Genomic DNA, 21,565 nt, shown 5'->3' with positions numbered 1-21,565 from the left:
ATTGGAAAATTAACGTAAATTTGGCGTGATTTTTTGAAGAATTTGTACCAACACATCAAATTCACTTTGTAGCGGTGTACTTTTACGTGTAACCAAAGCCAAAGTGCGTGAAGGCGCATTCTCAATAGGTTTAACCACAATCTGATCATTGTTTTTCAGCATATGTGCATGAATTGCAATCTCAGGAAGCAGTGTATAGCCTAAGTTTGAACTGACCATTTCCACTAAAGTTGGCAATGAGCTTGCTTTTAAACGGTGATCATTTTTACGCTCACCGATTGGGCAAACACTTAAGGTATGATCACGTAAGCAATGACCTTCTTCAAGGAGCATGAGATGAGAAAGATCTAAATCATCTAAGCTTCTTGCATTCATCGCATTTTGATCTGCTTTATTGCAGACTAAGAATAAATCTTCTTTCGCAATTTCAGCAACTTTCAAACCACGTGTGTCGAATGGTAAAGCCAGCATGATCACATCTAGATTGCCATGCTCAAGTTTTTCAACAATTTTTTCACTTTGTGCTTCATGCAGATGCAACTGAATTTTTGGAAGTTGTTTATGCACTTCTTCCAAAAGCTGCGACAAAATGAAAGGGGCGATGGTTGGAATAATCCCTAAATGCAAATCACCAGTTAACGGTTCACTCATTTCTCGACTTAACCGCATCAAGTCCTGAGCATCGGCGAGTAGAACACGGGCTCGGGCAACAACTTGCTCACCTAGAGGAGTTAAACGTACGTTTTGGCGATCACGTTCTACGAGTACGCCACCCAATAAACGTTCTAACTCCATGATTCCACCAGATAAAGTAGATTGAGTTACAAACGAACGGCGCGCTGCTTCAGTGAAGTGCAGCGTCTCAGACAGTGTCACTAAATATGACAACTGTCTTAGGGATGGTAATGCAGCCATAGTGTCCTAATGCTTATGATTTAAAATGATGTGCAAATAAGCCGCTAAGTTGAGGAACAAAATGCGGTGGGATATCATGCCCCATTCCCTCAATTAATTCAAATTTAGCGCCTGAAATTGCTTTAGCAACTGCCTTACCATGACTTGGAGGTAGTAACCGATCTTTAGAGCCATGTAACACTAAAGTTGGCTTTTTGATCTGCTTATCCAATTTAAGTAAGGAACCTGTACATAATATTGCTAAAAACTGTTGAAGTACACCCGCTGGGTGATAACTACGACGATATAATTTACGTGCAGTTTGAATTGCTTCAACTTGGTTGATATAACCAGGTGAACCAATCATATGAAATACCTTCAAGGAATGATTCACAATCCCTTCTTCATCACGTGATTCAGGTTTACCGATAAGACTAAAGAGTTGTTTTGGAAACGGTGGTGGTAGCAAAGGTTGATTATTACTAGTAAAGAGTAATCCGACTTTATCAATTTTCTCAGGATATTTTGCTGCTAAAATTTGAGAAATCATCCCCCCCATTGAAGCACCCAAAATATGTGGTTTTTCAATGCCTAAACGATCAATCAATAATGCAACATCATCCGCCATATCAAATAAGTTATAAGGCGCGCCGTCATTTGGTAAGCCCAAAGCAAAGCGACCCATCAGCTTATAAGAGTTTAAACGTGGACCTTGGTGGCGAATTTTTGAAGATAAGCCAATATCACGATTATCAAAGCGGATCACATGAAAGCCTTGATCAATCAGTGATTTACAAAAAAAATCAGGCCAAAATAACATTTGCGCACCCAAACCCATAATCAACAGAATGGTCGGGTGTTGTGGATTTCCACCAGTTTCAACATGAAGCTGAATACCATTACCTAAGTCGACTTTGGTTTCATTCATGAACGAGGCATAAGGTGAAACTTGAAATTGAAGTGCGCTATTCATTGTTATTTTCCTAAGCAAGGATATTCTTTGATTAAAAAATATCCTTGCTATTAAAACCTTAAACGGATGCAGGAATCAAGTCTGGAACCAGTTTTGTTAAAGTTAAACGCTGTTTTCCAGCAGTTGCACCTAACAATACAAAACCACGTAAGGTACCTTCAGCATCTGTTGCTTTAGATAACATCCCATCTTCAAACTCTTCATTCTCCCATGTAACATCTACATCAATTGGAGCTGGAAGTACAGTCAAAGGTGCAGCTGGGGTTTTCACCGCGACTGGCATTGCAGGGTAGTGTACAGTGGTGGTTTGTCCACTCAAGGTTTTGGCTAATGCACGCGCTTGTTGCATGATTGGCATGACAAATGGCAAGAGTGTTCCATTCACTTCGGCACAGTCACCGATGGCAAAAATATCTGCTTGACTGGTTTCGAGCAAGGTGTTGGTAATGACACCACGACTGGTGTTGATTTCCGTAGCTTTAGCCAAGGCAATATTAGGTTGTAAGCCAATTGCAGAAAGCACAACATCCGCGAGCAAGGACTGACCACTGGCCAATGAAACGATATAACCACGCTCAGATTTAGAAACTTTTTCTACAGTGGTACCCAAGGCAAATTTAATTCCTGATTGTTCAAGATTGTCTTTAAATGCTTGTGCAACATGATTAGGCAATAAACGCCCTAAAGGTTGTGGTGCTAAGTCGATCACCGTAACCTGATGCCCAGTATTTTGTAAGTCATTGGCAAATTCACAACCAATTAAGCCCGCGCCTAAAATCACCACACGTTTGTTGCCACATTCACCCGTGCTGCAATTGTCTAAAGTTTCACGGAATGCTCGATAGTCAATTAGTGAGTTAACCACATGAATATCATCACTCCCATCACCAGCAATCGCTAATCGAATCGGATTTGCGCCCACTGCAAGAATAAGTTTTGAGTAGCCTTGAGTTGAAGATTGTCCATCTTTTTCAAGGGTTAATTCATGTTTCTCTACATCAATATTTTTAACCCATGTCTCTTTTTCAATCCGCATGTTCAGTTGGGTGCTCATCTTTTCAGCATCGCCTAAACCAATTTGTTCAGGTGCTTTTTTCCCAACCAATGCATTAGATAGGGTCGGTTTTGCATAATTCACCGCATCATCTGCGCAAATCATCACCAATTCCTGTTCGGTGTTTAACTTACGAAATTCTCTTGCAAGGGTATAACCCGCCATGCCAGAACCTATGATGATAATCGGTTGCATATCTTTCTCCATACCTGTTTCAAATTTAGCGGTGAATTGAGTAATTTTGTATTATTGAAAATAAATGTAAAAAGACCATGTGAACATGGTCTTTACGCAATATCTTAGATTTCGACCATTTCAAAGTCTGCTTTAGAAACACCGCAGTCTGGGCATGTCCAGTCATCAGGAATATCTTCCCACTTGGTACCTGCTGCGATGCCATCTTGTGGCCAACCTTCTGCTTCGTCATAAATCCAACCACAAACGATGCATTGATATTTCTTCATCTGATTCTCCGATATCTGACAGATGTTATGTTTTTTCTGTCAGTTAAATTCCTTCTGCTGCTTGACTCAAATAATATGCAAATAAAATGTGTACATATTCCTCTAAATTCTTACGCAGTTCTGTATCTAAAGTAAAGTAAATATCGGAGTTTATCTAACTAATCTCAAAGCTGAATGGCAGCTCAGGACAAAAGCGATGTTTATTATGCCAACTTTGTCAGACAATTTTAATTATAATCGTGTCGCTACAAGGGATGAGTACTGCTATAAATGTTTAAATTTTTTGTATTTAGACCAAGGTTAGATGAATATTTTAGACAATAATATTAAGCTAGAGTCAGTATGTTATATAGCCATTATTTTGTGTGAAAATGGACTTAATAAATTCAATAACTTAGGGTGATTTCAATAGAGGGTAGATAGCGAACTGCTGTCTATTTTGACTAAAAAACGTTAAAATTCGCATATTATTTATTTTTTAAATCTCTCCCTATGATCAACATATCTACTGCTTTGTGGTCAAATATCCGTGCTGTCCCGAATTTTCCAAAACCAGGTATTTGTTTTTATGATTTAACCCCATTGTTTATGAACAATCTTGTGGAGTTAACCGATGCATTGATTGCAAGTATTCCAGTAAAACAATTAAATGCAGTGGATAGTTTTGTTGCAGTTGAGGCGCGAGGTTTTGTTTTAGCAAGCTTATTGGCACAGCGTACGGGCAAAGGTTTATTACTGGTTCGTAAAGCAGGTAAGTTACCACCCCCAGTGATTGGTGTAGGCTATAGCTTAGAATATGGTTTAGATCGCTTGGAAATGTCAGCTGATATCAAAGCACAGAAAGTGATTATTGTAGATGATGTATTGGCTACAGGTGGTACTTTAAAAGCAGTCAATGAATTGATGCATAAATGTCAACACACCGTATTGGGTGCGAGTGTTTTTCTTAATCTAACTGATTTACATAAAGATCTTGATTTAAAGATTTGGTCAGTGCTTGATGAGCATTCAAAGCCAGTTGAACAAGCGGTTGCTTAAAGGCAATAACAGGTTAAGTTTTCGAACTCAATTTTTGTCATTGAATACTTAAATCATTTTGTTTGTCTGTCTCGTCGTGGGAAAAGCCTTGTAAATACAAGGCTTTTTTATGCCAAGTACGCCAATTTGTGCTTTGCTGATTTTTTTCAAGCAATAAAGGTTTGTTCCATATATTCAATTAAATGATTTAAGTTTTCAGGTTGGACTAAACGATGATGTCCACCTTCAACAGCTTCAATCTGCATATAGGATTCTAGTTGCTCAACTACTTTATACATATCTAAAACCTCATCACCAAGCTCCAGATAAGCAATCTGTGGTATATCATGGTCTAAATCATGTTCATCAATCGCTACATAATCCTCACGGAAATCTGGATCTAAGCTTGGATTTGCAATGATTGCAGGAATTCGATGTTGTTGTGACATTTTTAATGCCCAATATCCCCCTAAACTATGACCTACCAATAAATCGGGTTTAATTTTTTCGATAATATCTTGATAGAAACATTCAACCGTTTTGTAGTTAAGGTTACGGTAATCCACATCAATGCAGTATTTTTTTTCAGCATTTATTGCATGGAATTTTGTCGATTCTTTGGAAGAATCTAGTCCATGTAAAAATAAAATTTTAGAATGAATATTCTTCATTGTTATCGTTTTCATATGGTCTTTCTTTATTGAGCAAAGGTAGAAATTGAATAAAGCTAGAAAAAGTTATCAACGGATTTAAAATTTTCCATCTAACTATTTTTATATTCAAATATTCTACTTAGCTGCACTTTTTTAAAAACTTAGATTTTGGTCTAAGAGTATTATGTAACAGATCAATATGCTTGTTATTTATTGTTTAACATATTGAATGTTTAGGTTTAAATTTTTTAGGTTATGGATTTTTATTAACAAAAATTAATCATTCTGGGTTTTTATTGTACTAAGCTATAGATTGGATTAATAAAATAAGAGAAACAAATGATTACTTTAAGCTACGACATTGTCATTCAAGCGAATGCACAAACAGTATGGAATATCCTTTGGGATACGCATACTTATTCAAAATGGACCCAACCATTTTCTGAAACTTCGCAGATGCAGTCTGACTGGAAAGTTGGCGGGGAAACCTTATTTCAAGATGCCAGTGGCAATGGCATGGTCGCCACCATTGTAGAGTTGGAGCAGTTTAAAAAAGTGGTATTTAAACATTTGGGTGTTTTGAAAAATGGTGTTTTAGATTCAACAAGTGAAGATGTTGAAAGTTGGAGTGGCTCTTTAGAAAAATATTTCTTAAATGATCAGGATGCAACAACCACATTATCTGCTGAAATAGAAACCTCTGAGGAATATAAGGACATGATGGATCGTGCTTTCCAGCAAGGGTTTGCCATAGTCAAATCATTGGCTGAACAAAACCATTGAGAAACTTTGCGCTTACTGCGTAGCTTAGCCCTGATGTTTTTTCTCATTATTTAATGGCATTGAATGATCAGTGGTTGTTCAATAGAAAATGATTTTGCCACACCATTTTCATTACGTGGTTGGAAGCGAATTTTTTCTAGTAATGGTTGGAGTATTGATTTCATATGTTCGTGAATTAAAGGGGGGTAGCGGATATTAAGGATTTGCCCTTGTGCCTCTACTAAAAATTTTGCTGAGAGCAAGATATTACCTTGTTGATCAAATTTAATTTTATTCTGAGATGGCGTCTTACTTTGAGTACAAAAAGGTTCTAAAGCGCTTTGTAGTTGTGAGAAGTTAGGTTTTATGGCGTATTGGACGGTGGTGGGAAATTTAATAAACAGAATGTATTTTCCATAATAGTATTTTGTTTTTGCGATGTTTTGCTCATCAAAATTAAGCGCTTTATTTTTAAAATCATTAGTGACCTGTGGTAATTGATCTAGAGTGAGTTTTTTTGCCAGTTCTAAAGCCCTTAAATTGAGTGCTTTTTGAGTGAGGTGTGGATTCATTAATTTGACTTGGCTTTGCAGACTAGTTCGATTTGGAGTGATTTCTAATTGCCAAATATAATCTTGATTATTGAGATTGGTACTTTCAATTTTTATGGGAAGATCTTTTTGAGTATTGCTCATAACAATGATTTGCTCGGCTCCAACTACAGTTGAAAATGACAAAACGTTGAAAAGAATGATACTTTGGGCGAATCTTTGCCAGTATTTACTCATGATTTTTAATTTTTAAATGGTTCGTAGAGTTATATTCATACGCATTATGTTGTAAATCTGCTATGCTATGCAACTTCCGTTTTTTAATATAATCGAGGCAGAGATGACGCAACATAACGCTCAATCGACTTCTGAACAACACATTTCCGAAAACGATTTAATTGCACAGCGTCATGCCAAGTTAAAGCAAATTCAAGATCACGCCAAGGAAACAGGTGTTAGCGCATGGCCAAACACATTTAAACGTGAGCATTATGCGCAAGATCTACAAGAACAATTTGCAGATCAATCTAAAGAACAAATCGAAGCAGGCGAGCAAGTTCACGTATCTGTAGCGGGTCGTGTGATGTTGAATCGTGGTTCATTTATCGTGATTCAAGACATGACGGGCCGTATTCAATTATATGTGCCACGCAAAGAGCTTGCACCAGAAGTTTTAGAAACTGTAAAAAGTCTAGATCTTGGTGATATTATTGCTGTACAAGGTTATATCGGTCGTTCTGGCAAAGGTGATTTATATGTTCATATTGAACATTTTGAATTATTGACGAAATCTCTTCGTCCACTTCCAGACAAGTTTCATGGTTTGAATGACACAGAAGTAAAATACCGTAAACGTTATTTAGACTTAATTGTGAATGAAGAAACACGTAAAACTTTTGAAATTCGTGCAAAAGTTGTGTCTGGTATTCGCAACTATCTCATTAATGAACGTTTTATGGAAGTTGAAACTCCGATGATGCATGTGATTCCAGGTGGTGCGTCAGCGCGTCCATTTGAAACACATCATAATGCATTAGATATGCCATTATTCTTGCGTATTGCACCTGAGCTTTACTTAAAACGTTTGGTTGTTGGTGGATTTGAGCGTGTATTTGAAATTAACCGTAACTTCCGTAACGAAGGTGTTTCAACGCGTCATAACCCTGAATTTACGATGATTGAATTCTATCAAGCTTATGCTGATTACAAAGATCTTATGGCTTTGACTGAAGGTATGCTAGAAAAATTAGCAATCGACATCTTGGGCTCAACGGATGTTCCTTATGGTGAAGAAGTGTATAGCTTCAAAGGCCCATTTAAGAAAATCTCGATGTTTGATGCGATTCTTGAGCATAACCCAAATTTCACTGCTGAAAATGTTTCGGATCGTGAATTCTTGGCAACATTTATTCGTGAAGAGTTAAAAGAGCAAGTTAAACCAGGTTTTGGTTTAGGTCGATTACAAACGATCGTATTTGAAGAAACTGTTGAAACTCAATTACGTCAGCCGACATTTATCACAGAATATCCTGCGGAAACTTCCCCGTTAGCGCGCCGAAATGATGATAATCCGCATATCACTGACCGTTTCGAATTCTTTATCGGTGGTCGTGAGTTGGCAAATGGTTTCTCGGAATTAAATGATCCAATTGACCAAGCTGAACGCTTCCAAGCGCAAGTTGCTGAAAAAGATGCGGGCGATGATGAAGCAATGCATTTCGATGCTGACTTTATTGAAGCATTAGAATACGGTTTACCTCCTACAGCAGGTGAAGGTATTGGTATCGATCGTTTGGTGATGTTATTTGCCAATGCAGCAAGTATCCGTGATGTGATCTTATTCCCACATATGCGTCATAAAAATTAATTTATGATGTTATAAAAGATGTTGTAAAAAAAGCCACTGAATTCAGTGGCTTTTTTTTGCTTAGACAATCAGGGCATTTTAGAAATGAAATACGCCTAAACCATTTTTAATTTCATCTAAAGTATCTTGAGTGATGATACGGCATTTTTCCGTACCAGTTTTTAAGATATCCATGATGTAAGCTGGATCTTTGGCAAGTTCCATACGACGTTCACGAATTGGTGTAATCAACTCTTTTAACACACCTTCAAGACGTTTTTTCACAGTACCGTCACCTAAACCACCACGACGATAATGTGCTTTAAGTTCTTCAACTTCTTCTTTATTTGGATCAAAAGCATCTAAATAGGTAAATACAATATTTCCTTCAACCTGACCAGGATCTTCAATACGCAGATGGTTTGGGTCGGTATACATTGCATTGACTGCTTTTTTGATGTCTTTATCGGTTGCATCTAATACAATGGTATTGCCCAATGATTTCGACATTTTTGCTTTACCATCGAAGCCAGGTAAACGGCTCATGTTAGATAAAAGCGCTTTACACTCTGGTAAAACCTCTTGTCCAATTTGACGGTTTAAACGCCGAACAATTTCATTGGTCTGTTCGATCATTGGAATTTGGTCTTCGCCAACTGGCACGACAGTGGCTTTAAATGCAGTAATATCGGCAGCTTGTGCAACAGGGTAGCAAAGAAAACCAGCTGGAATGTCACGCTCAAAACCACGTAATTGAATTTCAGCTTTGATGGTTGGGTTACGTTCTAAACGTGAAACCGTCACAAAGTTTAAATACAACATGGTGAGTTCATTCAACGCGGGTAAACAAGATTGAACACAGATTGTAGTTTTTGTTGGGTCAATGCCGACTGCTAAATAGTCTGTTGCTACTTCAAGAATATTACGACGAACTTTTTCAAAGTTATCCGCATTATCTGTTAAAGCTTGAGCATCTGCGAGAAGGAGGTGTTGATGATGAGAATCTTGTAAGCCTACTCGTGAGCGCAAAGAACCTACAAAATGTCCCAAATGTAGTTGTCCAGTAGGACGGTCGCCTGTCAAAATCACAGGACGATTATCTTGATTCGTCATTATCGCTTCCAAAGTCTTTATATAGACAGTCGTGTTTTATGAATGGGCACTATTGTACGAGATAATTTATTTTAATGTCAGCGAAAAATGGTGTAGAACCAATTTTTATCAATAAATGTGAAAATCTACAAAATTTTATATAGAAAAATGAATTTTCACTTTAAAATGACAGGATAACTAAAATTTTGGATAAAAAATGGCAAGTAGTCTATTAATATTATTAGATGATATCGCAGCGGTACTCGATGATGTTGCAGTCATGAGTAAAATGGCGGCTAAAAAAACTGCGGGTGTTTTAGGTGATGATTTAGCACTGAACGCACAACAAGTGAGTGGTGTAAGAGCAGAGCGTGAACTTCCTGTGGTTTGGGGTGTCGCGAAAGGCTCATTTATCAATAAATTAATTTTAGTACCTTTGGCTTTGTTGATCAGTGTAGTTGCACCATGGTTGATTAACCCATTGTTGATGATTGGTGGTCTGTTTCTTTGCTATGAAGGTGTTGAAAAAGTTCTACATAGTTTGCAGCATAAAAAAGCCAAAACAGGTGAAGCTGCGCAAGAGGAATTTGAACAAATTGAAACTGATTTAGCCACATTTGAAAAAGATAAAATTAAAGGCGCAATACGTACAGACTTTATTCTCTCTGCTGAAATTGTGGTGATTTCTTTAGGCACTGTTGCGGCTGCAACATTTGGTACCAAAGTGATGGTGCTATCTGTCATCGCAATTTTAATGACCGTCGGTGTCTATGGCTTTGTCGCCATGATTGTAAAGATTGATGATTTAGGTTTGTATTTAACCCAACAAACATCAAATGTTAAACAAAGCATTGGCCGTGGTTTACTGGTATTTGCACCAAAGTTAATGAAGACTTTAACAATTGTTGGAACCATTGCAATGTTCCTTGTCGGTGGGGGGATCATCACCCATGCTGTTTCAACTTTGCATCATTGGTCAGAAGAAGCCGTTGATCATATTCAACATATTCCAACCGTTGGTAGTGTTATTGGTGCATTAACACCAACGTTAATCAATTTACTGATTGGTATCGTAGCCGGCTTAGCTGTGGTATTGGTTGTTGGACTTATTCAAAAAGTTCGTGGTAAATCAACTACTGCATAAATGCAAAGCACATTCTAAATGATAGCCAATATAAAATAAAAGGACCGATCTATGCGTTGGAAAGGACGTAGAGAAAGTGATAATGTCGAAGATCGCCGTGGTGGTGGTGGCGTAAAAGCGGGTGGGATTAGTATACTAGGCTTAATTGTCGCTTTTGTTGCATGGAAATTCTTTGGTGTTGACCCACAGCAAGCCTATCAGGCGACTAAACAGGTGACTTCGGCTGGTGTAAGTCAAAATTCTGCACCGACGAATTTAACCCCTGAACAGCAGGAAACCTCATCTTTTGTTAAAACGGTTTTGGCAGATACCGAAGATACCTGGAAGCCAATTTTCCAACAACAAGGTGTACAGTATGTTTCACCTAAGCTGGTGATGTTTAGTGGTGCGATACAATCGGGTTGTGGTACGGCTGAATCTGCGATGGGGCCATTTTATTGCCCAGCAGACCAAAAGGTGTATATCGATACCCAGTTCTTTAAAGATATGCGCCAGCAGATGGGTATTTCTGGTGAAAAAAATCAATCTGAGCTTTCAGCTAAAGATGAAGCAGGTGATTTTGCTCAAGCCTATGTGATCGCGCATGAAGTGGGGCACCATGTACAGAATTTATTGGGAATATCATCTCAGGTTCAGCAAGCACGCCAGCGTGCCAGTGAAACTCAGGGCAATCAACTATCAGTTCGTCTAGAATTACAAGCAGACTGTTTAGCTGGGGTCTGGGCCAATCGTACTCAACAACGGACTCAGTTCTTAGAACAGGGTGATATTGAAGAAGCGATGGATGCAGCTGAAAAAATTGGCGATGATTACTTGCAGAAAAAAGCACGGGGTTATGTTGTTCCAGACAGCTTTACCCATGGTACCAGCCAGCAACGTATGCAATGGTTTAATATTGGTATGAATTCTGGTGATATCAATGCATGTGATACCTTTAAATAGATAGCTACTCAGTATTGCGTTAAAAAAGGGAACATCATGTTCTCTTTTTTTCTGAATCAATTTTTTCAAGCATTTTTTATGTTAAAAAATATAACCAGTAATCATCATATTTCAGTTTTTTTTGTACAATTATCCAGATTGTTAAATGGTCTCTTATTTTATATTTTATAAAAAAATGATTGAGTGTTTGATGTGCATTTAAATTAAAAATCTAAACAGGTTTCTGATGGGTAACTATTTCTTTCTTCAGGTCTTTACAGTCATTTTTGCGCTTTCTATCGCGACTACAATTTTTAATAAGCGAATATTAGGTTTCCCTCAAGCCATCGGTGTTCCCATTGTCTCTGCAATTTTTGTCTTTATTTTGCAATGGGGCGCCAGTTTACTTAATGGCAATCAATTTATCTCTATTAATATCCATAATATCGAAGAAGCTGTAAGGCATGTCGATTTTTATGATTTTTTAGTCAATGGCGTTATTTGTTTCATTCTGACATCTTCAGCGCTTAAATTTAAAGTTTCAGATTTAAAAGTTTATTGGAAGCCGATTAGTATATTGGCAACGATTGCCTTACTGCTCTGTGCTGTATTTTTTGCAGGATTGGTCTTTGGCTTTCAGTTTTTGATTGGTAATCCAGTCCCAATTTTAGTTTTATTATTACTGGGTTCAGCATTAGGTGCAACAGATCCGATTGGGATCAAAGGTGTTCTCAGTTCAGTACGAGCGCCACATCATCTCATTGTTAAATTGGAAGGTGAATCCTTATTTAATGATGCGATGTGTATCGCGGTCTTCATGACTTTATTAAATGTCCTTGAAGGTGAGCATTTTAGTTTAGTTGCAACATTACAAACATTCTTATATGAAATTGTGGTTGCGGTCATCATTGGTTGGGCTTTTGGTTTAGGAATCTTGCGTTTATTACGTGGCAAGCATGAGATGGAATCATTGATTCTCACAACTGCGTTATTGGCATGTGGCTCTTATCTTGTTGCATTATTTGCTCATGCATCGGCACCAATTGCTTGTGTAATTGGGGGCTTAATCGTAGGTAATAAGTGGAAAGAAATTTTACAGGATCGTGAGATTCGAGAGGTTAATCATTTTTGGCATACAGTAGAAGGGATTATTAATTCTTTTCTCTTCACACTGATTGGTCTAGAAATCTTTATTTTAGACTTAAGCACAAGTCTGATTCTTGGCGGTATTTTTGCATTCTTTGCATTGCATCTTTCTCGTTTTGCTGCAAATTTCTTAGCTTTTGCATTTTTCCCATCATTTCGCAAAAAGAGTTATAACGGTAGTCTAGCTATTCTTTCGTGGGGAGGGGTTCGTGGAGGAATTTCCCTTGCATTGATCCTTGCTGTGGCAAACGCCCCTGAGCTACGTGATTACAGTAGTATTTTAATTGGTTATACCTTCATTAGTGTATTACTTTCAGGTGTGGTCTGTGGGCTGGGTTTACCAGCAGTCATGAATGCATTTTATTACAACCCAAATGAAGAAACACAAGGTTTTAAAGGTTGGTATCAGCGCATGTGCAATAAAATGAATCGTAAAGGTATCAAATATATTGTGGGGGAAGATAACGAAGGACATGAAACCATTACCATTTATAATCCTGAAGCGCTTGTTGACAAGAAAGCTGCAGATGGTGTGGCATCGGTACATCATCCTGAAAAAGCCCAGGAAATGAAGCGATTGGAACATCCTGGTAACTTTTAAACATAGCGCATTAAGCTAAATGAATAGTTAAGGTATAAAACTGAGCGACTAAAAATTAAATATTTTTAAAGGTTTAGCGCCATAAAAAAGCCAGTAACAATACTGGCTTTTTTATTAGAGCTGTTACTTTGCGTTTTTGGCTAAGAAATCGAGGTAAGGTTTCACCAAAAGTTGCTCTTGTTCTAAAATCGGTAAATGCCCGACTCCTTTGAGAATTATCGGCTCTTGTGCATTTTTCAATAAGCCTTTGAGTTCAGCCGCAGCTTCAACATTGATAATTTGGTCTTTGTCTCCCCATGCAATCAATACGGGTTGGTCAATAGAGCGTGCTGCAATTGCAAATGAATCTGGGGTAAATAATTTAGACATGACAATCAGTTGTTCAACCAATTTGGTTGTGTTTGCAGATTGGCTGATCATCAATTTTTCTTGGGCATCTTTTAATTCTTTAGGAATAAAAGGAGGCATGCTGGTTGCGATTTTCATTAAACGATCAAAATCGCCTGGTTTACTGACAATCATGTTGCGTAAAGTTGTTGGATCTTTTAAATAAGGCGTATTGGCTGATTTAAACACACCCGCACTATCAATCAGAAATAATGATTTAGTATCGACAGGGTATTGTGCTGCGTAAAGTAATGAAATAGATCCCCCCATAGAGTGACCTGCGACGTTTAAGCCATTGTCTACTTTAATCGCTTCGGCAAAACGACGTAATTTTTCAGTTAGATTAGGCAATGAATAATCAAAATCATTTGGTACCTTACTGTCACCTTGACCTGGAAGATCAGGAATTATTACATGGTAATAAGGGGTTAAATAGCGTGCAACACGATTCCAGTTGTCACGACTTCCTGCAAGTCCATGAACTAACATGATCGTCGGTTTACCTGCTGGCCCACCTTCACTATATGCCCAGTCAATATCACCTACTTTTACACGTTTGGTTTCCATGCCAGCCCACGCTCGTTCTTGTTGCAGCACACTTTGGATGTCAATTGCTGGAGCAGCATAGCTTGTAGTTGATATACCAACTGTTACCACAGAACCCATTGCCAATGCCGTTGATAAAATCAGTTTGTTGAAGATTCCTTTCATCTTTGAATACTCTTGTTGTTGTATTTGATGTACGATTTAAGATTAGTTTATGTACAGTCAAATTACATTTGCCTAAAATGTTTAAAGCTTATTTTCAAAGTCAATTTAACGTTATTTGCCAAGACGATTATGAATATTATTTTTTATTACTTGATTGATCTGAAAAATGTCAAATCATGAGCTCGCTCAGATGATCTTAAGTGTCATCATTCAAATCCCCAAAGGCAAAGTAGCCAGTTATGGTCAAGTGGCTAAATTTGCAGGCTTACCTAAACATGCACGATTGGTTGGGCGTGTCTTAGGACAATTACCTGAAGATCATAATATCCCTTGGTATCGAGTGGTCAATTCACAAGGTCGAATCAGCTTAAAAAAACTGGACGAAAAAGGTATGTGTATTCAGACGATAAAGCTGTTGGCAGAAGATGTGGTTGTTATTGATGGCAAAATAAATTTAAAAAAATATCAATGGATACCATAATTCCTCACTTTCAGATGTAGTGAGGAATCATAAAAGGAATGACAAAAATTATTTAATCACTAAGACTGGGATTTGCAATTCAGTTAATAAACTTTGTGCCACACTGCCCATAATAATTTTTTTTAGCCCCGTACGACCATGTGAGCTGAGAATGACCAAATCAACTTTTAAATCATGTACAGCTTGATTTAAAGTATGCGCAATGTTTTCGCCTTCGAGTAACCGTGTTTCAACTTGAACGCCTTCTGCAGCAAATTGATCTTTAGCTACATTAATATTTGCTTGAATAAATTCACGAGCCCGTTCAATCAGCATATTGCTTTGACCATTTGCCAAATATTCTGATGCAATATAAGGGTCTAAAGTCATCACTTGCACAACCGTGATTTTACTGTTAAATGCTTTTGCAAACTCAACTGCATGTTTCACAACAGATAATGAAGTTTCTGAACCATCAACTGGAACGAGGATATTTTGATAAGCCATGTCTATTTTCCTTATTTTACCGAAAAGCTGAGATGATTATTTATTACAATTCTAAGTTTATAGAACCATCATAACGTGAATATGAGATGAATAAAACCGAGTAAATGTGTATGGATAATTCATATAAATATCATAAATTTAATTAAAAGCATTGGCATCAAGTTACATCGTTTTGTTGCTTTTAAATGCAACTAAATAAAAGATAAATCAATCAATAAAATAAAGATCGAGATGCAATCTAGCACGATCAAAGTAAAGCTTTAAATGGTTTAAATAAAAGACATACACAATTGAGAAAATATAGAGACTGAATGAAACAATTGGCAAATTGTAAATCCATTTCTTCCTTTAAAATATTTTAAATATAAATACTGAACAGAATAGGACATTACAATTTAAACCATGGATTAAAAGGAAAAGACAATGGAATATCAAACAATTATCGTCGAAGAAAAAACGAAGCTAGATATTTGAGCTTAAATCAGCCTGAACGCTTTAATAGTTTTACAGCGCAAATCTGCCTTGAAATTGTATAGGCTTTAAAATAATTGAAAGATGATACTGGAAGCCGCATTATTGTGATTGCTGCGATTGGAATAGCTTTGCGAGTCTGTATGCAAAATGATTTTACCAGCCCAGTTAAAGTTGAGCAGGATTTGCAAAGAAAGGCGGGGTAGTCAGCAGATTTTTTTAAAGGTGTTCACGTTTTTAATGAAAGATAAGCTAAATTTAAAGTACGATAAATGATGTTTATCCTTAAGATTCAAACGATCAAGACATTAAAATGAATGATGTGCTCTGGATTATTCTTTTTCCAAAAAACAGGCAATTGCGGATCAAATCAAAGCAATTCCACAGATTAAAATGGATACTTAAACAGGTCAGTTCAAGCACATTTTGCACAAAAATAGTATGCTCGACTTTATTAAAATAAGAAATAAAATTACACATAACATAATTTGATTATGTATTGCATAAATAAAAGCTTTCTTGTAGGATAAATTTAGTGTTAAACGTCACTGTAAATGCAGCTTAAACTTAGAGCTTTACGTGGACTAAATTATGGAAAGGAAGAGTTCAAATCAGAATATTTTGTCGATTGACCTAAATACCTGTGAGCTTTTCTCGGCATTAAAAAACGGATGAATTTATTCAAATAAGGGAAACTAGATGGATATTTTAGATAACCCATTAGAACTATGTGGCTTTGCTTTTATTGAGTTTGTTTCGACGGAAAATGGATTAGATCAAATCTTTGAAGCAATTGGTTTTGCTAAAGTCGCAAAACATAAATCAAAAAAAGTTTATTTATGGCGTCAGGGTAATATCAATATTATTTTGAATTATCAACCTGAATCTTATGCATCATTCTTTTTTAAAGAACATGGCCCATCAGCATGTGCAATGGGATTTAGAACACGTGATGCAGCCAAAGCTTTTAAAAATGCAATTGAACTTGGCGCAGAGCCAATGTATTCGCAAGCAGGACCAATGGAATTAAATATCCCCGCGATTAAAGGCATAGGCGGTATGCCAATTTTCTTGGTCGATCGTGATATTTATGAAAATGATTTTGTATTCTTTGATGACGAAAATCGCAACCCACGTGGTGCTGGTTTAAATGAAATTGATCATTTAACCCATAATGTCTATAAAGGGCGTATGGATTATTGGGCAAATTTCTATGAAAAAATCTTTAACTTCCAAGAAATTCGTTACTTTGATATTAAAGGTGAATACACGGGTTTAACCTCTAAGGCGCTGACTGCACCTGATGGGATGATTCGTATTCCTTTGAATGAAGACTCAGACAAAGGCAATGGGCAAATCGCCGAGTTTTTGGCTGACTTTAATGGTGAAGGAATTCAACATATTGCTTTTATTACCGATGACTTAATTTCCACATGGGATAAGTTAAAAGGTTTAGGGCTGAAATTTATGACGGCGCCTCCTGAAACTTATTATGAAATGTTAAAAGATCGTTTACCTGATCATGGTGAACCGACAGAAGAACTGCAAAAGCGTGGTATTCTGTTAGATGGCAATACCAAAGAAGGTCAGAAGAAACTATTATTACAAATTTTTTCTGAAAATATGCTTGGTCCTGTGTTCTTTGAGTTTATCCAGCGTAAAGATGACGATGGTTTCGGTGAAGGCAACTTCAAGGCATTGTTTGAATCAATCGAACGTGACCAAATCCGCCGTGGTGTGTTAGAAGCCAAATAACAAAATCGTATTGAAAGTGAAAAGCCAAGAATTAAATTCTTGGCTTTTCACGATCTTTCGCTAAAAACTTAACGTGTTTGTATGTATTGATTTATCGTAGCAACTTCACGTTTAAATAGTTCAAGTTTTTCACTGCCCGCGTTGACTGGTAAAAACATTTCACTGTCTAATGCAACAATGCAAAACTCCATTGCAAGATGCGCATTGAAAATAGGTAAACCCACAGCATTGATGCCAACAAGTAAGTCTCCTTGAGCAATCGCCATACCTTGTTGTAAAGTATTTTCTTTTAAAACAAGAAATTCATCCCAATTGTTTGGTTTAATTTGAATATGATTGAGTGCTACTTTTTCCCATTCTGAGTGCATTAATGGTTTAATTACTGCTTCAGGCAAATATGAGGCAAAAACCCGCCCAGCAGCCGAATTGACTAAGGGCATGATCGAACCTACTTTGGTCACAATGGAAATTGGATGATTTGATTCAATCGACTGTACAACTAAAGGGCCTTTAGGTGACCATTTGCTGATTTGAATACCACAACCAATTTTACTTTGTAGTTCATAAATAAGATGCTGAACAAGTTGTAAAACATCTGTGTGCTGTATACAGTTTAAGCCCAATCGCCAAGCTTGATCCCCTAGCGCATACTGACCATCTTCAAGTTGTTTTGCATAATTCATGCGAATCAGACTAACAAGGTAACGATGTACCTTAGCTGGATGCATATCAAGTTTACTGGACAGCTCTTTTAAAATAATCGGCTTGTTATGCTCCAAAAGGGCATTGAGAACGGCTAAGCCCACCTCAAGTGATTGAACCCCACCAGACAACTTTTCTTCAATCATTGAATAACCCTTAATCTGCATACGATTTAGCAGTGTTCATTTGCTGTCGATATTTGATTTACATATTTAACACATAGTGCCTGAGCATTGTACAAAATAGAAATCATCTTTTTAAATGATTTAAATAGGCGAATGCTATAAGCATACAATTGTTTTTCGAGGTGTTACATATTATTTGTTAAACAACAGTACATCATCAAAAGATCTAGACCATTAAAGTTCAGCCGATAAAAATCGGTATTGGAGTTACAACGCTTCAATACCGATGAGTTCTAGCATTGTCCAACAGCAATATTTTAAATACTGATTGCTGTTGTTAGCTGAAGCTTATATAAGCTTCAGCAAAACGAGCATTGTGTACCATTAAAGCTGCTTATTATGATGTTCAACTAGATATAGGATACCAAATCATGAATTATTCGATTAATAAACTTAGTAAATACCAAGTCGGCTTTGGCACCTAGACATATTCAATTGAGTATGATTATGCTCCCAACTCGTCTTCATGCAAAAAATGAGTATGCTGAGGTGCGCGTTTGGTACGACTCCACTCATCCAGCATTTCTAATTTCATTTCTTCGGTAATTCGTGCAATTTTTGCATCTGCATGCACATCGTTATAGGTTAGTTCTAAACGGTGACCATTGGGATCAAAGAAATAAATCGAGTGGAAAATGCCATGGTTGGTGATGCCAAGAACTTTAACGCCATGTGCTTCGAGATGCTCTTTTGCAATCAGTAGAGTATTCAGGTCTTCAACTTCAAATGCGATGTGTTGAACCCATTGAGGGGTATTTTCGTCACGCCCCATATCTGGTTGAGTAGGCAGCTCAAAAAATGCCAATACATTTCCTTGCCCAGCATCTAAGAACAAATGCATATACGGATCAAAGGCTTTGGTCGAAGGCACATGGTCTTCAGCAAAGGCCAAAATAAAATCCATATTGAGCATTTTTTTATACCATTCCACGGTTTCTTTGGCATCTTTACAACGATAAGCCACATGGTGAATTTTTTTAATCGCAAAGCTCATGATAAAACTCCTTTATCTTTATTCCCAATCAGGTTGTTGTTCTGGAGCAGCATTGAAGAAGGCTGGAAGGGTTAAACAGTGTTGACTAATCGACTCAATCTTTGCAAAAGTGCTTAAATCAATTTCAAAGCGTTTGGCGTTATAGACTTGAGGAATCAAACAACAGTCTGCAAATGTCGGTTGTGTACCAAAACAGAATTTCCCATTTGAATCTTGTAGTTGGGCTTCTAAGCTGTTAAAACCCTCTACGATCCAGTGTTGGTACCAGTGTTTTTTTTGCTCGTCACTGAGAGCAAGATCATCTTGTAAATACTTTAAGACTCTTAAATTATTTAACGGATGAATATCGCAGGCGATCGCTTGTGCAAAAGCACGTACTTTACTTCGCGTGACGATATTTTCAGGCAATAATGAAATTGCTGGATAACGTTCTTCAAGATATTCCAAGATACTGAGTGACTGTAAAAAGCTTTGATCTTCATCCACTAAAGTTGGAACACATTGGCTTGGATTAACGGCTCGGTAAAGCTCTAGTAGTTGCTCATTCTTGACCAAATGCACGGGTTGTATTTCATAACTCAGTTGTTTGAGATTCAGTGCAATCCGAACCCGATAAGCCGCAGAGCTACGAAAATAACTATACAGTTTCATAGCTCAAGTCTTCTGTTTGATGGAAGCTAAACTGGCGCGCTGGCAAAATGCGATTGGCAACCTCACCAAAGCCCACACGGATCCCTGCTTTTTCACAGTAGCCTTTCATCACGACACGGTCACCATCTTGCAAGAAACCACGTTTTTCTCCATTCGAGAGAGTTAGCGGTTTGGTGGTATTCCATGTCAGTTCAAGTAAGCTACCATAAGCATCTTCTGTAGGACCTGAAATTGTGCCTGAACCCATCAAGTCACCGACTTGGACATTACAACCTGCAACTGTGTGGTGGGTGAGTTGCTGTGCCATGGACCAATACATATATTTAAAGTTGGTTTGGGAAATCACATCAGCTTGTGTTGATTGAGGGCTTTGAACTTCAATACTGAGGTGAATATCATAGCTGTTGGCAATATTTTCTTCTAAATAGCAAAGTGGTTTAGGTTGTTGTTCTGGACCTTTGACTTTAAACGGTTCCAGTGCTTGCATGGTCACCACCCAAGGTGAAATTGCACTTGCAAAAGTCTTGGCGTTAAACGGGCCTAATGGTACGTATTCCCATTGTTGAATATCACGTGCCGACCAGTCATTGAGCAAAACCATACCAAAAATATGATCCCAAGCATCTGCAATCACGATAGGCTCACCCAATTCAGTCGCTTTGCCAACGATAAAGGCAGTTTCTAATTCAAAATCGAGTTTACGTGTTGCAGAGAAAACAGGGCGTTCTTGATCAGGTAATTTGATTTGCCCAGAAGGTCGAACAATATCTTTGCCACTGACAATCACAGAGCTGGCACGACCATTATATCCCACAGGAAGTTCGCTCCAGTTTGGAAGCAATGCATTCTTAGGATCTCTAAACATGGTTCCGACATTGGTGGCATGTTCTTTGGATGAGTAGAAATCTGTATAGCCAGAGACTTGAATAGGTAAGTGCAAAGTGACTGTATTTTGCTTAAATAATGCATTTTGGCGTAAAACCACATCATCACGAAGTGTTGGATTTTCAGCAGAGAGTAGACTTTGTAATGTAGTACGAACCTTTTGCCAGTTGTGTTTACCCGTTTCTATAAATTTATTCAGTGTCGCTTGATTAAAACAATCTTGATGTCCATTGATCGCTAATAGTCCATGTGCCTCTAAGTGGGCAAGGTCTATGACCCAATCTCCAATGGCAACACCCACTCGTTTTGTGCCTTGGGGTGTTTCACTAAAAATACCGTAGGGCAAATTATGTATGGTGAAATCTGATTGTGAGTCAATTTCAAGAAAACAAGTTAAATGTGAGCTCATGATTTGCTTTCCTTGTCTTTAATTTTGTTAGAGAAGATCAAAATCTTTGATATTTTTCTTAAGTATTTGAAAAACAAATGAATATAGATTTATTTAAATGCCTTATTCAAATGACTCAAGCAAGCTGTCAGTGTCTTATGATTTCTATCATACTGAAAATATTTAATTACGCAATACATAATTTAATTACATAATTCATAATAATTGTTATTTGTTGAATTTTCTGCTTATATGCGCGGTTATGAGAAAAGTAAATCAATTATTTTTCGATTAGATATAGGCATTTTTGATTAACTTATGATATACGTAATTTTGAATACAAAAATTACG

General features: G+C 37.3%; 22 protein-coding genes. 9 read left to right on the top strand and 13 right to left on the bottom strand.

Translation table 11 applies throughout. The features are described from left to right. Window positions 1-9: 9 nt before the first annotated feature. From oxyR to rubA, 4 genes are all read right to left on the bottom strand, one after another. A complete protein-coding gene (oxyR, locus tag WFN33_RS04810; RefSeq protein ID WP_004717396.1) occupies window positions 10-915 on the bottom strand; it encodes a LysR family transcriptional regulator OxyR in 906 nt (301 codons plus the stop codon). A gap of 13 nt (window positions 916-928) precedes the next feature. Then, a complete protein-coding gene (gene estB / locus WFN33_RS04805; RefSeq protein WP_004823254.1) occupies window positions 929-1,867 on the bottom strand; it encodes an esterase EstB in 939 nt (312 codons plus the stop codon). 58 nt (window positions 1,868-1,925) lie between these two features. After that, complete coding sequence (locus WFN33_RS04800) at window positions 1,926-3,116, bottom strand: NAD(P)/FAD-dependent oxidoreductase (protein WP_336951836.1); 1,191 nt, start codon at window positions 3,114-3,116, stop codon at window positions 1,926-1,928. 104 nt (window positions 3,117-3,220) lie between these two features. Next, a complete protein-coding gene (rubA, locus tag WFN33_RS04795) occupies window positions 3,221-3,385 on the bottom strand; it encodes a rubredoxin RubA (protein ID WP_004678010.1) in 165 nt (54 codons plus the stop codon). Window positions 3,386-3,877: 492 nt separating this feature from the next. Between rubA and WFN33_RS04790 the strand changes: the two genes are divergently transcribed. After that, window positions 3,878-4,423 (top strand): adenine phosphoribosyltransferase, encoded by a 546-nt coding sequence (locus WFN33_RS04790; protein WP_336951835.1) that lies wholly within the window; start codon window positions 3,878-3,880, stop codon window positions 4,421-4,423. Between the two features lie 146 nt (window positions 4,424-4,569). Here WFN33_RS04790 and WFN33_RS04785 read toward each other — a convergent pair whose 3' ends face one another. Then, the gene (locus tag WFN33_RS04785; protein WP_336952131.1) at window positions 4,570-5,073 is read right to left on the bottom strand and encodes a YqiA/YcfP family alpha/beta fold hydrolase; all 504 of its coding nucleotides are present in this window, start codon (window positions 5,071-5,073) and stop codon (window positions 4,570-4,572) included. Between the two features lie 321 nt (window positions 5,074-5,394). Here WFN33_RS04785 and WFN33_RS04780 point away from each other — a divergent pair, with 321 nt between their 5' ends. Next, window positions 5,395-5,838, top strand: coding sequence for an SRPBCC family protein (locus WFN33_RS04780; RefSeq protein ID WP_336951834.1), 444 nt, complete (start codon window positions 5,395-5,397; stop codon window positions 5,836-5,838). Between the two features lie 50 nt (window positions 5,839-5,888). Here the strand turns inward: WFN33_RS04780 and WFN33_RS04775 are convergent, their stop codons facing one another. Beyond that, on the bottom strand, window positions 5,889-6,605 hold the full coding sequence (locus tag WFN33_RS04775) for a hypothetical protein (RefSeq protein WP_336951833.1): 717 nt from the start codon (window positions 6,603-6,605) through the stop codon (window positions 5,889-5,891). Between the two features lie 103 nt (window positions 6,606-6,708). On the opposite strand from WFN33_RS04775, the gene lysS reads away from it, so the two are divergent. Beyond that, window positions 6,709-8,235 (top strand): lysine--tRNA ligase, encoded by a 1,527-nt coding sequence (lysS, locus tag WFN33_RS04770; RefSeq protein ID WP_336951831.1) that lies wholly within the window; start codon window positions 6,709-6,711, stop codon window positions 8,233-8,235. A gap of 78 nt (window positions 8,236-8,313) precedes the next feature. Here lysS and trpS read toward each other — a convergent pair whose 3' ends face one another. Then, complete coding sequence (gene trpS, locus WFN33_RS04765; protein ID WP_336951830.1) at window positions 8,314-9,327, bottom strand: tryptophan--tRNA ligase; 1,014 nt, start codon at window positions 9,325-9,327, stop codon at window positions 8,314-8,316. Between the two features lie 196 nt (window positions 9,328-9,523). Between trpS and WFN33_RS04760 the strand changes: the two genes are divergently transcribed. The 3 genes from WFN33_RS04760 to WFN33_RS04750 all read left to right on the top strand — a co-directional run bounded on the left by WFN33_RS04760 (window position 9,524) and on the right by WFN33_RS04750 (window position 13,118). Then, on the top strand, window positions 9,524-10,450 hold the full coding sequence (locus WFN33_RS04760) for a DUF808 domain-containing protein (RefSeq protein WP_336951829.1): 927 nt from the start codon (window positions 9,524-9,526) through the stop codon (window positions 10,448-10,450). Window positions 10,451-10,501: 51 nt separating this feature from the next. Next, a complete protein-coding gene (ypfJ, locus tag WFN33_RS04755; protein ID WP_336951828.1) occupies window positions 10,502-11,392 on the top strand; it encodes a KPN_02809 family neutral zinc metallopeptidase in 891 nt (296 codons plus the stop codon). A 226-nt stretch (window positions 11,393-11,618) separates the two neighbouring features. Beyond that, the gene (locus WFN33_RS04750; protein WP_336951827.1) at window positions 11,619-13,118 is read left to right on the top strand and encodes a cation:proton antiporter; all 1,500 of its coding nucleotides are present in this window, start codon (window positions 11,619-11,621) and stop codon (window positions 13,116-13,118) included. 123 nt (window positions 13,119-13,241) lie between these two features. Here WFN33_RS04750 and WFN33_RS04745 read toward each other — a convergent pair whose 3' ends face one another. Next, window positions 13,242-14,216 (bottom strand): alpha/beta fold hydrolase, encoded by a 975-nt coding sequence (locus tag WFN33_RS04745; RefSeq protein ID WP_336951826.1) that lies wholly within the window; start codon window positions 14,214-14,216, stop codon window positions 13,242-13,244. A 166-nt stretch (window positions 14,217-14,382) separates the two neighbouring features. Here WFN33_RS04745 and WFN33_RS04740 point away from each other — a divergent pair, with 166 nt between their 5' ends. Next, window positions 14,383-14,697, top strand: coding sequence for an MGMT family protein (locus WFN33_RS04740; protein WP_336951825.1), 315 nt, complete (start codon window positions 14,383-14,385; stop codon window positions 14,695-14,697). A 48-nt stretch (window positions 14,698-14,745) separates the two neighbouring features. Here WFN33_RS04740 and WFN33_RS04735 read toward each other — a convergent pair whose 3' ends face one another. Then, entirely contained in the window at window positions 14,746-15,183 is a 438-nt protein-coding gene (locus WFN33_RS04735) for a universal stress protein (protein ID WP_336951823.1), read from the bottom strand. A gap of 548 nt (window positions 15,184-15,731) precedes the next feature. Between WFN33_RS04735 and WFN33_RS04730 the strand changes: the two genes are divergently transcribed. Together WFN33_RS04730 and hppD are read left to right on the top strand one after the other, a co-directional pair. Beyond that, window positions 15,732-15,860 carry a hypothetical protein gene (locus WFN33_RS04730; protein ID WP_336951822.1) on the top strand — a complete coding sequence of 43 codons (129 nt, stop codon included), beginning with the start codon at window positions 15,732-15,734 and terminating at the stop codon, window positions 15,858-15,860. A gap of 493 nt (window positions 15,861-16,353) precedes the next feature. Beyond that, window positions 16,354-17,409, top strand: coding sequence for a 4-hydroxyphenylpyruvate dioxygenase (gene hppD, locus WFN33_RS04725; RefSeq protein WP_336951821.1), 1,056 nt, complete (start codon window positions 16,354-16,356; stop codon window positions 17,407-17,409). A gap of 68 nt (window positions 17,410-17,477) precedes the next feature. Here hppD and WFN33_RS04720 read toward each other — a convergent pair whose 3' ends face one another. From WFN33_RS04720 to fahA, 4 genes are all read right to left on the bottom strand, one after another. Beyond that, window positions 17,478-18,257 (bottom strand): IclR family transcriptional regulator, encoded by a 780-nt coding sequence (locus WFN33_RS04720; RefSeq protein WP_336951820.1) that lies wholly within the window; start codon window positions 18,255-18,257, stop codon window positions 17,478-17,480. Between the two features lie 484 nt (window positions 18,258-18,741). Further along, the gene (locus WFN33_RS04715) at window positions 18,742-19,290 is read right to left on the bottom strand and encodes a VOC family protein (protein ID WP_336951819.1); all 549 of its coding nucleotides are present in this window, start codon (window positions 19,288-19,290) and stop codon (window positions 18,742-18,744) included. A gap of 18 nt (window positions 19,291-19,308) precedes the next feature. Continuing rightward, entirely contained in the window at window positions 19,309-19,941 is a 633-nt protein-coding gene (maiA, locus tag WFN33_RS04710; RefSeq protein ID WP_336951818.1) for a maleylacetoacetate isomerase, read from the bottom strand. Beyond that, complete coding sequence (fahA, locus tag WFN33_RS04705) at window positions 19,928-21,235, bottom strand: fumarylacetoacetase (protein ID WP_336951817.1); 1,308 nt, start codon at window positions 21,233-21,235, stop codon at window positions 19,928-19,930. Before fahA ends, maiA begins: the two co-directional genes overlap by 14 nt. Window positions 21,236-21,565 lie beyond the last annotated feature (330 nt).

It is taken from the genome of Acinetobacter sp. AS167, assembly GCF_037152175.1.
Classification (GTDB): domain Bacteria; phylum Pseudomonadota; class Gammaproteobacteria; order Pseudomonadales; family Moraxellaceae; genus Acinetobacter.
This window is presented reverse-complemented; position numbering and strand designations above follow the sequence as displayed.

Coding starts and splice junctions, on each gene's coding strand:
- oxyR (WP_004717396.1), bottom strand. CDS start 915: ATGGCTGCATTACCATCCCTAAGACAGTTGTCATATTTAGTGACACTG.
- estB (WP_004823254.1), bottom strand. CDS start 1,867: ATGAATAGCGCACTTCAATTTCAAGTTTCACCTTATGCCTCGTTCATG.
- WFN33_RS04800 (WP_336951836.1), bottom strand. CDS start 3,116: ATGCAACCGATTATCATCATAGGTTCTGGCATGGCGGGTTATACCCTT.
- rubA (WP_004678010.1), bottom strand. CDS start 3,385: ATGAAGAAATATCAATGCATCGTTTGTGGTTGGATTTATGACGAAGCA.
- WFN33_RS04790 (WP_336951835.1), top strand. CDS start 3,878: ATGATCAACATATCTACTGCTTTGTGGTCAAATATCCGTGCTGTCCCG.
- WFN33_RS04785 (WP_336952131.1), bottom strand. CDS start 5,073: ATGAAGAATATTCATTCTAAAATTTTATTTTTACATGGACTAGATTCT.
- WFN33_RS04780 (WP_336951834.1), top strand. CDS start 5,395: ATGATTACTTTAAGCTACGACATTGTCATTCAAGCGAATGCACAAACA.
- WFN33_RS04775 (WP_336951833.1), bottom strand. CDS start 6,605: ATGAGTAAATACTGGCAAAGATTCGCCCAAAGTATCATTCTTTTCAAC.
- lysS (WP_336951831.1), top strand. CDS start 6,709: ATGACGCAACATAACGCTCAATCGACTTCTGAACAACACATTTCCGAA.
- trpS (WP_336951830.1), bottom strand. CDS start 9,327: ATGACGAATCAAGATAATCGTCCTGTGATTTTGACAGGCGACCGTCCT.
- WFN33_RS04760 (WP_336951829.1), top strand. CDS start 9,524: ATGGCAAGTAGTCTATTAATATTATTAGATGATATCGCAGCGGTACTC.
- ypfJ (WP_336951828.1), top strand. CDS start 10,502: ATGCGTTGGAAAGGACGTAGAGAAAGTGATAATGTCGAAGATCGCCGT.
- WFN33_RS04750 (WP_336951827.1), top strand. CDS start 11,619: ATGGGTAACTATTTCTTTCTTCAGGTCTTTACAGTCATTTTTGCGCTT.
- WFN33_RS04745 (WP_336951826.1), bottom strand. CDS start 14,216: ATGAAAGGAATCTTCAACAAACTGATTTTATCAACGGCATTGGCAATG.
- WFN33_RS04740 (WP_336951825.1), top strand. CDS start 14,383: ATGTCAAATCATGAGCTCGCTCAGATGATCTTAAGTGTCATCATTCAA.
- WFN33_RS04735 (WP_336951823.1), bottom strand. CDS start 15,183: ATGGCTTATCAAAATATCCTCGTTCCAGTTGATGGTTCAGAAACTTCA.
- hppD (WP_336951821.1), top strand. CDS start 16,354: ATGGATATTTTAGATAACCCATTAGAACTATGTGGCTTTGCTTTTATT.
- WFN33_RS04720 (WP_336951820.1), bottom strand. CDS start 18,257: ATGATTGAAGAAAAGTTGTCTGGTGGGGTTCAATCACTTGAGGTGGGC.
- WFN33_RS04715 (WP_336951819.1), bottom strand. CDS start 19,290: ATGAGCTTTGCGATTAAAAAAATTCACCATGTGGCTTATCGTTGTAAA.
- maiA (WP_336951818.1), bottom strand. CDS start 19,941: ATGAAACTGTATAGTTATTTTCGTAGCTCTGCGGCTTATCGGGTTCGG.
- fahA (WP_336951817.1), bottom strand. CDS start 21,235: ATGAGCTCACATTTAACTTGTTTTCTTGAAATTGACTCACAATCAGAT.